This window comes from Mesorhizobium australicum, from assembly GCF_900177325.1.
Classification (GTDB): Bacteria; Pseudomonadota; Alphaproteobacteria; order Rhizobiales; family Rhizobiaceae; genus Mesorhizobium_A; species Mesorhizobium_A australicum_A.
In genome coordinates this window covers 3206121-3219264 of record NZ_FXBL01000004.1, presented here as the reverse complement: position 1 = coordinate 3219264, position 13144 = coordinate 3206121, and the positions used below count along the sequence as shown (strand labels likewise).

Below are 13144 nucleotides of genomic sequence, written 5' to 3'. Positions count from 1 at the left end.
AGTGTCGGGGACGCAAGATCGTCGGGTGGCTGTCGCATGGACGGCGAGGGGAGCGGTCAGAGGCAGGACGAGCGCGGCCTGTTCGCGCTCGCCGTCGCGCGGGTGGACCTGCCGCCCGCTATAAAGGATCCAACGCAACCGCCTGCCGCGCTGTCTCCCGACCGCCTGCCGATGGTCTCGCGTCGCGCACCGGCGGCAAAACGTGTCCGGGACCGTCTCGTCCATGCTCAAGCCCAGGCTGCGTCGGCCGTCCAGCTCGAAGTCGACAGGGGTGGGGCCTTCCTCCTGGTGCCCGTGCTGCTCTGCGCGGGGGCGGCCATCTATTTCGCGCTCTATGTCGAGCCGGGCTGGATGCCGCTCGCCTCGTTGTTCTTTCTCTTCGCGGCCGTCACCTGGATGGCCCGCGAGGTCGCGCCGGCGAAATATCTTGCCCTCGCGGCTCTGCTCCTGCTGGGCGGTGCCCTTCTCGGCAAGGTGGAGACGTGGCGGGCGGACACCAAGGTCATCGGCGGGGAGATCACGACGCGGCTGACGGGCCGGGTCGAGACGATCGAAGCCCGCGAGAACGGTCGCGTGCGGCTCACCCTGACGGTGATGGCGACAGAGCGACCGAAGCTCCGCTACCAGCCAGACCGCGTGCGGCTGACCGCGCGTTCTGTGCCTAAAGGTCTTGAGCCCGGCGCCGTGGTGACAGGACTGGCGCGACTCGCGGCACCGCTTGGACCTCTGCGACCGGGCTCCTACGACTTCGCCTTCGAGAGCTATCTCGACGGCATCGGCGCCACCGGCTTCTTTCTCAAGGGACCGGAGGTCGTTGGGGAGACGGCCACCGCGCCGCTCGGAGCGCGGTTTCAGGCCTGGATCGAGGCGCACCGGATAGACCTTGCCGGGCGCATTCGCAGCCACATCACCGGACCCGAAGGGGAGATCGCCGCTGCGCTCGTCGCGGGCGTGCGCGGCGGGATACCGGAGGATGTCAACGAGACGCTGCGCATCACCGGGTTGGCGCACGTGCTTTCGATCTCCGGTCTGCATATGGCGCTGGTCGCGGGGGTGGTGATCGGCTCGTTGCGGCTCGGCTTCGCGGCCTTTCCCGGCTTTGCCTCGCGCCATCCGGTGCGCAAATACGCGGCCATCGGCGCGCTGGTGGCGCTTGCCGCCTATCTTCTCATCTCAGGCTCGCAGGTCGCCGCCGAACGCAGCTTCCTGATGATCGCGGTGATGCTGGTCGCGCTCCTGTTCGATCGCGCCGCGCTGACGATGCGCAACCTCGCGATCGCGGCGCTGATCATCGTCGTGCTTTCGCCGCACGAGGTCGTCGGACCGAGCTTCCAGATGTCGTTCGCGGCGACCGCCGCGCTCGTCTCCGCCTAAGCCTGGTGGGCGGAGCGGCGGGCGCTCCGGCCGGTGACGAATCCGGCGCAGCGCGGCTCGCTCACACGGGTGGCGCGGACCGTCACCCTATATGTCGTCGGATTGGCCGCCACATCGCTGATCGCCGGCATCGCGACCGGCATCTTCGGCGCCTGGCATTTCCAGCGCGTCTCGCCGCTCGGCCTCGTCGCAAACCTCGCGGCGATGCCAGTGTTTTCGGTCGTCGTGATGCCGGCGGCGGTGGCCGGAATGGTGCTGATGCCCTTCGGGCTCGACGGGCTGGCCTTCGGGATCATGGGGCAGGGGCTGTCGCTGGCGCTGTCCATCGCCCGCTGGCTCGCCGAGCGCACGCCGGTCGATGCGATCGGTGCCATCCCCGCCGCAGCCGTCATCCTGCTCGCGCTCGCGCTGGTACCCCTCACGCTGGCCACCACGGCCACCGCTAGGCTGCTTGCCGTCCCGCTTGCCGTCGCCGGCCTGGCGAGCCTCACTTTCCGAGAGTTGCCGCAGGCCTATGTATCCGATGATGCGCGGCTTGTCGGTGTCAGGACCGGCGATGGGACGCTGGCAGTCAACCGCGATCGGCCGAATGCATTTACGGTCGAAGACTGGTCGAGGGCGACGATGGCAAGCGCTGTCGTGAAGCCGGCAAAGGACAGCGAGATCCCGCGGCCCGAGGAGATTTCGCCGGCACGCTTCACGTGCACAGCCGGCCTCTGCCTGATCGGACATGGGTCCGGCGCGGTGATTGCGCATGTGTCGACAATGCCCGACGCGGAGCGCATCTGCGACGTGGCGAGCGTGATCGTCATCGCCGATCCAACCGCCGCCAATCCCTGTCCACATGGCAAGGCGCAGGTCATCACAGCGCGACGGCTTGCGCTCGAGGGCAGTGCCGAGGTTCGCTTCGACGGCTTCGGAAACGCTTCCGTCACCCACGCACTGCCCGGCGCGCGTCCGTGGCATGACCACCGCCGCTTCTCACGCGCGGCCAGAGGCATGGCTCCTTACGAGCCTCCAAACAAAAAAGCCGGCACGAAGCCGGCTTCCTGAACCACGCGTCGGCTTTTCGCGACGCTCAGTATTTGCGGATGAGGCCGACGAGACGGCCCTGCACCTTGATCCGGTCCGGGCCGAAGATCCGCGTCTCGTAGGCCGGATTGGCGGCTTCGAGGGCGATCGAGGCGCCCTTGCGGCGGAAGCGCTTGAGCGTGGCCTCTTCCTCGTCGACCAGGGCCACGACGATGTCGCCGGGCGTAGCCGCGTTCGTGTTGCGGATGATGACCGTGTCGCCGTCGAAGATGCCGGCCTCGATCATCGAATCGCCTTTGACCTCAAGCGCGTAGTGCTCGCCGCCCGAGAGCATTTCCGGCGGCACCATGATCGCGTGGGTCTGGTGCTGGATCGCGTCTATCGGCACGCCCGCGGCAATGCGGCCCATGACGGGGATCGAGATCGCACTGCCTGCGTCGTTGCTGGCGACGGGCGCGCGGGGCGGCTCGGCCGGCTTCTGGCCCAGGCTGCCCTGAATGACGCTCGGGGAGAATTTTCGCGGGCCGGAGAGGGCGGGAGACATCGATTCCGGCAGGCGGACGACCTCCAGCGCGCGCGCCCGGTTGGGCAGGCGGCGGATGAAGCCGCGTTCTTCCAGCGCCGTGATCAGGCGGTGGATGCCCGACTTGGAGGCAAGGTCCAGCGCCTCCTTCATCTCGTCGAAGGAAGGGGGAATGCCGGACTCCTTCATCCGTTCGTGGATGAACATCAGCAACTCGTGTTGCTTGCGCGTCAGCATCTCGCCCTCCAAGAATCGCCAGACAAACAAAACCAGAACAAACACTATCTGTTCGATATGTGTTCTGCAACCGCTTAAATTTTAGTGAATTTGTTTACCGTTCGTTCAGGCTATTTGCCGAGCCGGCCGCTCAGCGCAGCAGAACCACGCGGCAGGGAGAGCCCGCAGGTGCTGCGGGAGCGAAGGGCGGACGGACGATCAGCGCGTTGGCGTCGGCTAGAATCCGCAGCATGGAAGAATCCTGCACGGGGAAGGGGGCGGCGACCAGTACTCCGTCGCGAGTCTCGACGCGCGCGCGGACATAGTCTTCCCGCTGGTCGTTCTCGGCCATGTCGACACCCAGAACCGCGTCCCGGATGTCCAGCGCATAGGGTCGTCCACCCAGTCGCGCGACGAGCGGCGCGACGAAGAGGTGCGAGCAGACCAGGGAAGCCACCGGATTGCCGGGAAGGCCGAGCACGCGCACGTCGCCCAGCCGTCCGAACATCAACGGCTTGCCGGGCCGCATCGCGATCTTCCAGAAGTCGAGCGTCATGCCGGACGAGGTCAGCACCTCGCGCACGAGATCGTGGTCGCCGACCGAGGCGCCGCCGAGCGTGACGATGACGTCTGCGCCGGCCTCGCGTGCGCTATCGATCGCCGCGGCAATCGCAGGGCGGTCGTCGGGCACGATGCCGAGATCGAGCGGCACACCGCCCATCTTTTCGATCACGGCGGCCACGCCATAGGCATTCGAGGAGATGATCTGGTCCGGCCCGGTCTCGCTGCCCGGCGGCAGCAGTTCGTCGCCCGTGGCGAGAATGGCGACCAGCGGCTTGCGGATAACCGGCAGCGTCGCGTGGTTGGCGGCGGCGGCCAGCGAGACGGCGGCGGGATCGAGCACACGGCCCGCTCCGAGCAGAGACTCGCCTTCGCGGAAATCGAGACCTTGCCTGCGGATGTTGCGGAAGGCTGCAACGGGTTCCAGTGCTTCGACGCCTCCCGGGGAGAGACGGGTATTCTCCTGGATCAGCACGGCGTCGGCACCGGCGGGAACTGGCGCGCCGGTGAAGATGCGGACCGCCTCGCCGGGACCGACCTTGCTCGTAAAACCCTTGCCGGCCGGCGCCTCGCCGATCACGTGCAACGTGACCGGTGTGGCTGCCACGTCCGCGGCGCGGACCGCATAGCCGTCCATCGCGGAGGCGTCGAAGGGCGGTTGGGTGCGTAGCGCCGCGATGTCTGTGGCGAGCACGCGCCATGCGGCCCGACCGATTGCAACGGTTTCGGATGCGAGCGGAACGGCCCCGTCCAGGAGGCGCGCCAGGGCGTCCTTCACCGGCATCAGGGCCATCGGATCAGCCGTCCGTCCGGCGGTAGTCGCCAGACTTGCCGCCGGTCTTCTCGACCAGGCGAATGCCCGTCAGTTCCATCTCGCGGTCCACGGCCTTGGCCATGTCGTAGATGGTGAGGCAGGCGACGGACGCGGCTGTCAGCGCCTCCATTTCGACGCCGGTCCTTCCGGTAACGCGCGCGGTCGCCGTGACGCGCAGTCCCGGAAGGGTTGCGTCGGGCTCGATCTCCACGCCGACCTTGTCGAGGAGCAGTGGGTGGCAGAGCGGGATCAGTTCGTGCGTCTTCTTGGCGGCCATGATGCCGGCGATACGGGCGACGCCGATGACGTCACCCTTCTTCGCATTGCCGGCGACGATCATGTCGAGCGTTTCGCGCCTCATCACCACCGCGCCCTCGGCGACCGCAACGCGCTGCGTCTCGGCCTTTGACCCGACATCCACCATGTCGGCCTGCCCGTCGGCGGCGATATGGGTGAGGCCCGGCGAGGAGGAGCCCATCGTCACTCGGCCGCCGCTGCGGCTGCGCCGTTGAGAAGCAGCCGAGTAGCGGCCGCGACATCGGCCTGGCGCATCAGGCTCTCACCCACCAGGAAGGTGCCGATGCCGTGGCGCGCCAGCCGCATGCAGTCGGCATGGGTGAAGATGCCGCTCTCGCCGACGAGCAGCCGGTCGGCCGGCACCATGCGCGCCAGCCGCTCCGACACGTCGAGCGAGACTTCGAAGGTGCGCAGGTTGCGGTTATTGACGCCGATCATCGGCGAGGCGAGTTTCAGCGCACGCTCCATCTCCGCCTCGTCGTGCACCTCGATGAGAACGTCCATGCCAAGATCGAACGCGCAGGCCTCGAGCGACTTCGCGTCGTCGTCGGAGAGGCTCGCCATGATCAGCAGGATCGCGTCCGCGCCCCAGGCGCGCGCCTCGAACACCTGGTAGGCGTCGAACATGAAGTCCTTGCGCAGTGCGGGCAGGGCGCAGGCTCGGCGCGCTTCGGTCAGGAATTCCGGCGCGCCCTGGAAGGACGGGGCATCGGTGAGGACGGAGAGGCAAGCGGCACCGCCGGCCTCATACGCGGCGGCGAGCGCCGGCGGGTCGAAATCGGTCCGGATCAGACCTTTCGACGGGCTCGCCTTCTTGATTTCGGCGATGAGGGCAAACGCGCCGGCCGCGCGCTTTGCCCGCAGAGCCTTGAGGAAACCGCGCGGTGGTTCGCCGTCGGCGATCCGCGCCTTGAGCTCCGCGAGCGGCGTGCGCGCCTTGGCGGCCGCGATCTCGTCGCGCTTATAGGCCTCGATCTTGCGCAGGATATCGGTCATGCGTTCGACACCTGTACCAGTTTCTCCAGTCGCGCCAGCGCCTTGCCGTCATCAATGGAGCGGATGGCCAGCGCGATGCCTTCCTTCATGTCGGCCGCCACACTGGCAACGACAAGCCCCGCGCCAGCGTTCATCAGCACCGTGTCCCGATAGGCGCCGGGCGCGCCGGCCAGCATATCCCGCAGCGCCTTGGCGTTGAAGGCGGCGTCGCCGCCCTTGAGCTCGGCCTGCGTGTGCCAGGCCAAGCCGTACTGCGCCGGCGTGATCGTGAACTCGGAAAGCACGCCATCGGAGAGTTCCGCGACATGCGTCTCGCCGGTCGTGGTGATCTCGTCATAGCCGTCACCATGGACGACCCAGATCTTCTCGGAGCCGAGTTCCTTCAAGGCTTCCGCGACCGGTCCCACCCATTCCGGCGCAAAGACGCCGACCAGCTGCCGCGTCACGCCGCCGGGATTGGAGAGTGGTCCGAGCAGGTTGAAGATCGTGCGCGTGCCGAGTTCGACGCGCGAAGGGCCGACATATTTCATCGCCGGATGGTGGGCTGGCGCGAACATGAAACCGATGCCGGCCTCCGCGATGCAGCGCGAGATCGCCTCGGGCGAGAGATCGATCCTGATCCCGAGCGCCATCAGCACGTCTGCGGCGCCCGACTGCGAGGAGAGGTTGCGGTTGCCGTGCTTGGCGACTGGCACGCCGCAGCCGGCGATGACGAAGGCTGACCCGGTCGAGATGTTGAGGCTGTGAGTCCCGTCTCCGCCCGTGCCGACGATGTCGATTGCGTTGCCGGGGGCCGCGACGCGCAGCATCTTGTCGCGCATCGTGGCGACCGCGCCCATCACCTCAGGTACGGTCTCGCCGCGCACGCGCAGGGCCATCAGGAAGCCGCCGATCTGCGACGGCGTCGCTTCACCCGACATCACGATGTCGAACGCCTCGCGCGCCTCCTCGAAGGTGAGCGCCTTTCCGGCGGCGACCTTGGCGATGAAGGGCTTGAAGTCGGCCATGGTCGTCCTGTCAGAAACTCAACGCCTGCTGGATGGCGGTGGGGTTAGTCGCGACGGCGAACTCGCCCTGGAGCCGGGCGACGAGCTGGTCGAGCAGGTCGTCGGCCATGCCCGACGCATAGGCCTGCCGGTTCTCGGCCGACACGGCCTCCGCGCCCGCGCCGGCTGGCTCGAAAACTTCCGTCACACGGAAGAGTATCTTCGTGTTGCCGTCTGCCGGTGTCGTGACGCCCGCACCGTTCTGCGCAACGGCGAAGACAGCGGCGGCGCCGTCGGGGCCGAGGTCGACGTCCTCCGCACCGCGCCGCAGACCGCGCTTCACCTGCTTTTCAAGGCCGAGTTCGGTCGCGACCGCGTCGAGCGAGTTCTCGTCCTTGACGCGTTTTTCCAGTTCCGCCGCCTTGGTCGAGAACAGCCGATCGCTCTCTTCTGCGATCCAGTCGGCAACGACCTTGTCTTTGACCTCGTCCAGCGTGCGGTCGCGGGCAGGGGTGACCTCCTTGACCTCGTAGAAGACGAACCCGCTGGAACCGAGAGACAGCGGCGGGTTCTCGACGTTCGGTTGCGTCTCGAAAGCACCCTGCAGCAGCTCGCGTGAAGCGGGGATGGTCGAGATCACGGTGCCGGCCGGGTCCTGTGCGTTGCGGTCGACCGCGTCAATGGTGACAACTTTGAGCTTTGCCGCCGCGGCCGCCTCTTCCATCGTCTGACCGCTGGCGCGGGCATCTTCGTAGCTGTCATGCACGTTGAGCAGCTGGGTGTTGGCCTCGACGAGCGCCAGGTCCTTGCGGATCTGCTCGCCGACCTCCGAAAGCGGCTTGACCACTTCCGGCTTGATGTCGGTGACGCGCAGGAGCACCGGGCCGAACGCGCCTTCGACGACCGGGCTTACCTCGTTGAGCGACAGCTTGAAGGCGGCGTCGGCCACTGCCGCGTCGGCCACCTTGTCCTTCTCGAACGTGCCCAGCTGGATGTCGGCCATCGTCTTGCCCTGCGCCGTCACGACGGAATCGAAGGACGAACCGCCGCGGATGCTCTCGGCGGCCGCGTCCGCGGCAGCCTTGTCGGAAAAGACCAGCTGTTCGATCGTGCGCGTCTCGGGCGTCGTGTAGCGCTTCTTGTTGGCCTCATAGTCCTTCGCCACGTCCTCGTCGCTGATCGCCGCCGCGTCGGCGATATCCTCGGGCTCGAGCTTGACGTAGGCGATCTTGCGATATTCGGGCGCCGCGTAGCGCGTCTTGTTGTCCTCGAACCACTTCGCCAGCACGTCGTCGGCCGGAGCGGCGACGGTGCCGATGATCGATTTCTGCAAGGTGATATATTCGATCGTCCGGTTTTCGCCCTGATAGAGCGACACCGCGCGCAGGAACGTATCGGGAGCCTTCAGGCCGTCGGAAACCGCCTCGACGATCTGCTGGCGGACCGCCACCTGTTCGCGATTGCGGAAATAGTCCTCCGGCCGCATGCCGACCTGGTTCAGCACGAATTCGAACTGCCGCCGGTCGAACTGGCCGCCCGCGCCGCGGAAGGCTGGATCCTCCGCCGTGAGCTGGGCGATCTTGTCGCGCGAGACTCCGAGCCCGATCAGCCGAGCCTGTTCGTCCAGCACGGCGCCCGCGGTCAACTGGGTAAGAACCTGCTGGTCGATGCCGAACATTGTGGCCTGCTCGCGCGTGATGCGCTGTCCGAGCTGCTGCGAGATCATCTGCACCTGACGGTCATAGGCCAAGCGGTAGTCGAGCACGGAGACCTTGGTCCCGCCGGCTGTGACGACACTGCTCGACCCGGTTCCCGTCAGCAGCTGACCGGATATTCCCCAGATCGCGAAGCTCACCACGAGCAGCAGCAGCAGGAGCTTGGCGACCCACGTGCCTGCGGCCTTTCTCAACGAGTCAAGCATCGAAACTCCCGGAATTTCCGCCGCGAACGGCATCTTCTTGCGCTGCCGGACCGGCAATAGCGCCCTTCCGGGCGACTGTCGATTGCTTTATGGCCGCATTTTGATACTGACCGCTGCGCAGCAGTACAGGAGGACAGCGCATGACCCACGGTATCCGTTCGCTCGTCGCCGGCAATTGGAAGATGCACGGCACGTCGGCTTCGATGCCGGAGCTGCATGCGATCGCGAACGGTTTCATGCAGGGGCTCGATGCGGAGACCGAGGCGCTGATCTGCGTGCCTGCCACGCTTCTGACGCGCGCGGCGGACGTGCTCAAATCGTCGCCGGTGAAGGCAGGCGGACAGGACTGCCATGCCAATGCCAGCGGCGCGCATACCGGCGATGTCTCGGCCGAGATGCTGAAGGATGCCGGCGCGAGCTTCGTCATCGTCGGTCATTCGGAACGCCGGACGGATCATGGCGAGACCGACGCGGTCGTGCGTGCCAAGGCCGAGGCCGCATGGCGCGCAGGCCTGACGGCGATCATCTGCATCGGCGAGACCAGATTGGAGAGGGAGAGCGGCCAGACGCTCGCCGTCCTGTCGCGCCAGATATCGGGATCGGTTCCCGCTTCGGCCACAGCCGCGAACACCGTCATCGCCTACGAGCCCGTATGGGCGATCGGAACCGGACTGACGCCGACCGTCGAGGATGTCGCTGAGGCGCACGCCCACATCCGGTCGGAGCTTTCGGCCCTGATCGGCCAACGGGCCGCGACAATGCGGATCCTCTATGGCGGATCGGTCAAGCCGTCGAATGCGCGCGAACTTCTCGCGATCGACAACGTCAACGGAGCGCTGGTCGGCGGCGCGAGCCTGAAGGCGGCCGATTTTCTTGCTATTGCGGAAGCTTACCTGACCATAGGCTGAGCATTGAGGCGCGGCCATTGCAAAATGGCCGCTCAAGTTCCCATATCCGGTGCCGAGATTGCCGCAGGGGTTGGATTTGCAGGCAAAGCCGTGTATTGACCCGCGGCCACGCGCCGGACTGCGCGTAGATCCAGCCAAGATTGCCCGGATACCCGCATGGAAACCGTCATTATCGTCATCCACCTCATGGTCGTGCTCGCGCTCGTCGGCGTGGTGCTGCTCCAGCGCTCGGAGGGTGGCGGTCTCGGCATCGGCGGCGGTTCGGGCTTCATGACCGCGCGGGGCGCGGCCAATGCGCTCACCCGCGCGACGGCGATCCTGGCGGCGATCTTCTTCGCGACCTCGCTGCTCCTGTCCATCATGGCCCGCTATGGCGAGCGCCCGATCGACATCCTCGACCGCGTGCCGTCCTCGACCGGCCAGCAGCAGGCGCCGTCGGGTAGCGGCATCCTCGACCAACTCGGCGGGCAAGGTGCTCCGTCGACGACGCCCGCCGCGCCTTCCGGCGAACAGCAGGCGCCCGCGGCTGGCGCTCCGGCAGAGGGTCAGGGTGCGGTTCCGATCGCGCCGCTGACCCCGCTCGCGCCCGCGACGCCGGCCACGCCAAGCGTCCCCTCCGGCCAGTAGCCCCCGACGGGCGGCTTATCGCCGCCCGGCCAGCGAATTGTTGCCGCAGCGCAACAAGTTCCGTTCATTTGCCGGTGTGGCTCCGAATTGACGCCAATGTGAAGTGTCGAGGCGTCCTCGGCTGCTTGAGCGCGTCACCGATTCGAAACTATAAGAACTCATAGGTTGTGCCGGCCTCCACAGGAGGGGCCGGCCTCCCGGCTGTTGGGCGGCCAAAGAGCATTGGATTGGGGTTTGTGAAAATGAAGATCAGGACCATCGTTCTGGCGGGGATGGTTTCATCCGTGTGCATCGGTGCGCCGGCATTCGCAGAGTCGGGCGCAGTGCCGTTCTCGATGACGGTCAAGAATACGGCCTCCGCGACGCAGCCCGAGAAGAAGGCCGAAAAGAAACCGACGAAGTCTGCGAAGACGGACCAGAAGTCCGCCAAGGTCGATGTGAAGAAGGGTGCCAGGAAGGAAAAGCCCGTCGAGGTCGCGGCCGCGGCGACGCCGGTCGAACTGCGCAGCTACAATCAGGAGCGCGGTCTCTTCAGCACCCTGTTCGGCGCGCCGCAGCAGATGCTGCCCGAAACCCAGCGCCGCGACGCGGAACTGCGCAGCCGTGACGAGAAGGGAAAGAAATTCAGGGTCAAGGCGGACTTCGTGCCGCAGGTGGTCGATTTCCCGAGCAGCTATTCCCGTGGCACGATCGTGGTGAACACGTCCGAAAAGTTCCTCTATCTGATCGAATCCGGCGGCAAGGCGCGCCGCTATGCTATCGCGGTCGGCAAGGACGGCCTCAAGTTCAAGGGCACCGGCAAGATCCAGGACAAGCAGGAATGGCCGCGCTGGATCCCGACCCAGGAGATGCAGAAGCGCGATCCGGCCAAATATGGACGCTATAAGGACGGCATGCCCGGCGGCCCGGACAATCCGCTCGGCGCCCGCGCGATGTATCTCTACCAGGGCAAAAAGGACACCCACATCCGCATCCATGGCACCAACCAGCCGTGGACGATCGGAACCGACTCGTCGAACGGCTGCTTCCGGATGGTCAACGAGCACGTCATGGACCTCTACACGCGGGTCCGGGTCGGCGCGGACATGGTCGTCCTCTAAGCAATTGCATTCATTGCGATTTTCAAAGGCCGGGCTTGCCCGGCCTTTTTGCATGGCGGCTATGCCGGGGGAAAACGCGGTCGAATCGATTTTCGGCTGGCGGAATCAGGTTCGCGGCGCTATGCGATGAATCCCATGGCGCGATACGTATTCATCACTGGCGGCGTGGTTTCCTCGCTTGGAAAAGGCATTGCAGCGGCCGCACTCGGCGCGTTGCTACAGGCGCGCGGCTATCGCTGCCGTATCCGCAAGCTCGATCCCTATCTCAATGTCGACCCGGGCACGATGTCGCCCTATCAGCACGGCGAGGTCTTCGTGACCGACGACGGTGCAGAGACCGATCTCGATCTCGGCCATTACGAGCGCTTCACCGGCCGTTCCGCGAACAAGCAGGACAACATCACCACCGGCCGCATCTACAAGAACATCATCGAGAAGGAGCGGCGCGGCGACTATCTCGGCGCGACGGTGCAGGTGATCCCGCATGTCACGGACGAGATCAAGAATTTCGTCCGCGAAGGCAATGACGACTACGATTTTGTCCTGTGCGAGATCGGGGGCACGGTCGGCGACATCGAGGCGATGCCGTTCCTGGAGGCGATCCGTCAGCTCGGCAACGAGCTGCCGCGGGGAGGGGCAGTCTACATACACCTGACGCTGATGCCCTACATCCCGGCCGCCGGAGAACTCAAGACCAAACCCACGCAGCATTCGGTCAAGGAACTGCGCTCGATCGGCATCGCGCCGGATATCCTGCTGGTCCGCGCCGACCGTCCGATCCCGAAGGAGGAGCGGCGCAAGCTCTCGCTGTTCTGCAATGTGCGCGAAAGCGCCGTTATCCAGGCGCTCGACGTGGCGCATATCTACGATGTGCCGATCGCCTATCACAAGGAAGGGCTGGATTCGGAGGTTTTGGCGGCCTTTGGCATCGACCCGGCGCCCAAGCCGCGCATGGAGCGCTGGCAGGAGGTGTCCCGCCTCATCCATAATCCGGAAGGCGAAGTCACGATCGCGATTGTCGGGAAGTATACCGGCCTGAAGGACGCGTACAAGTCGCTAATTGAGGCGCTGTCGCATGGCGGCATGGCCAACAAGGTGCGCGTCAAGCTGGACTGGATCGAGAGCGAGATATTCGAGAAGGAAGACCCCGCGCCCTGGCTGGAGAAGGTGCATGGCATCCTGGTGCCCGGCGGCTTCGGCGAGCGCGGCTCGGAAGGTAAGATCCTCGCGGCCAAGTTCGCCCGCGAGCGCAAGGTTCCCTATTTCGGCATCTGCTTCGGCATGCAGATGGCCTGCATCGAGGCCGCCAGGTCGCTCGCCGGCATCGAGGGCGCCTCGTCGACCGAGTTTGGCCCGTCGAAGGAGCCTGTGGTCGGCCTGATGACGGAATGGCTCAAGGGCAATATGCTGGAGAAGCGCCAGGCAGCCGGCGACCTCGGCGGCACGATGCGGCTCGGCGCTTATGATGCGAAGCTCGCGTCGGGATCCCGTATCGCCGATATCTATGGCGACACCGACATCTCGGAACGTCACCGCCACCGCTACGAGGTCAACATCGACTACAAGGAGAGGCTCGAGGATTGCGGCCTGGTCTTCGCCGGCATGTCGCCGGACGGCGTGCTGCCGGAGACGGTCGAATATCCCGACCATCCCTGGTTCATTGGCGTGCAGTATCACCCCGAGCTGAAATCGAAGCCCTTCGAACCGCACCCGCTCTTCTCGAGCTTCATCGGCGCGGCGGTGGAACAGAGCCGGCTCGTCTAGGCCGGATTCGATATCAAGCGTCGGC

The 13144-nt window shown here is 66.0% G+C and carries 10 protein-coding genes and 1 pseudogene; 5 read left to right on the top strand and 6 right to left on the bottom strand.

Going from position 1 to position 13144, the window contains the following annotated elements:
• Positions 1-36: 36 nt before the first annotated feature.
• A pseudogene (locus B9Z03_RS18345) lies at positions 37-2427 on the top strand (ComEC/Rec2 family competence protein).
• A gap of 25 nt (positions 2428-2452) precedes the next feature.
• On the opposite strand, the gene lexA reads toward B9Z03_RS18345, so the two are convergent.
• From lexA to B9Z03_RS18315, 6 genes are all read right to left on the bottom strand, one after another.
• Positions 2453-3166, bottom strand: a complete 714-nt coding sequence (lexA, locus tag B9Z03_RS18340; RefSeq protein WP_085465529.1) for a transcriptional repressor LexA — start codon at positions 3164-3166, stop codon at positions 2453-2455.
• 130 nt (positions 3167-3296) lie between these two features.
• Positions 3297-4499 (bottom strand): molybdopterin molybdotransferase MoeA, encoded by a 1203-nt coding sequence (locus B9Z03_RS18335; RefSeq protein WP_085465528.1) that lies wholly within the window; start codon positions 4497-4499, stop codon positions 3297-3299.
• 4 nt (positions 4500-4503) lie between these two features.
• Positions 4504-4998 carry a cyclic pyranopterin monophosphate synthase MoaC gene (gene moaC, locus B9Z03_RS18330; RefSeq protein ID WP_085465527.1) on the bottom strand — a complete coding sequence of 165 codons (495 nt, stop codon included), beginning with the start codon at positions 4996-4998 and terminating at the stop codon, positions 4504-4506.
• A gap of 2 nt (positions 4999-5000) precedes the next feature.
• The gene (trpC, locus tag B9Z03_RS18325) at positions 5001-5813 is read right to left on the bottom strand and encodes an indole-3-glycerol phosphate synthase TrpC (RefSeq protein WP_085465526.1); all 813 of its coding nucleotides are present in this window, start codon (positions 5811-5813) and stop codon (positions 5001-5003) included.
• Positions 5810-6820: an anthranilate phosphoribosyltransferase gene (trpD, locus tag B9Z03_RS18320; RefSeq protein WP_085465525.1), complete on the bottom strand. Its 1011-nt coding sequence runs from the start codon at positions 6818-6820 to the stop codon at positions 5810-5812. The genes trpC and trpD overlap by 4 nt, the downstream gene beginning before the upstream one ends.
• A 10-nt stretch (positions 6821-6830) precedes the next feature.
• The gene (locus B9Z03_RS18315; protein ID WP_085467737.1) at positions 6831-8720 is read right to left on the bottom strand and encodes a peptidylprolyl isomerase; all 1890 of its coding nucleotides are present in this window, start codon (positions 8718-8720) and stop codon (positions 6831-6833) included.
• A 140-nt stretch (positions 8721-8860) separates the two neighbouring features.
• Between B9Z03_RS18315 and tpiA the strand changes: the two genes are divergently transcribed.
• The 4 genes from tpiA to B9Z03_RS18295 all read left to right on the top strand — a co-directional run bounded on the left by tpiA (position 8861) and on the right by B9Z03_RS18295 (position 13119).
• Positions 8861-9628, top strand: a complete 768-nt coding sequence (gene tpiA, locus B9Z03_RS18310; protein ID WP_085465524.1) for a triose-phosphate isomerase — start codon at positions 8861-8863, stop codon at positions 9626-9628.
• Positions 9629-9784: 156 nt separating this feature from the next.
• Entirely contained in the window at positions 9785-10255 is a 471-nt protein-coding gene (gene secG / locus B9Z03_RS18305) for a preprotein translocase subunit SecG (RefSeq protein WP_085465523.1), read from the top strand.
• A 242-nt stretch (positions 10256-10497) separates the two neighbouring features.
• Complete coding sequence (locus B9Z03_RS18300) at positions 10498-11355, top strand: L,D-transpeptidase (RefSeq protein ID WP_139832321.1); 858 nt, start codon at positions 10498-10500, stop codon at positions 11353-11355.
• Positions 11356-11490: 135 nt separating this feature from the next.
• On the top strand, positions 11491-13119 hold the full coding sequence (locus tag B9Z03_RS18295) for a CTP synthase (protein ID WP_085465522.1): 1629 nt from the start codon (positions 11491-11493) through the stop codon (positions 13117-13119).
• Positions 13120-13144: the final 25 nt, after the last annotated feature.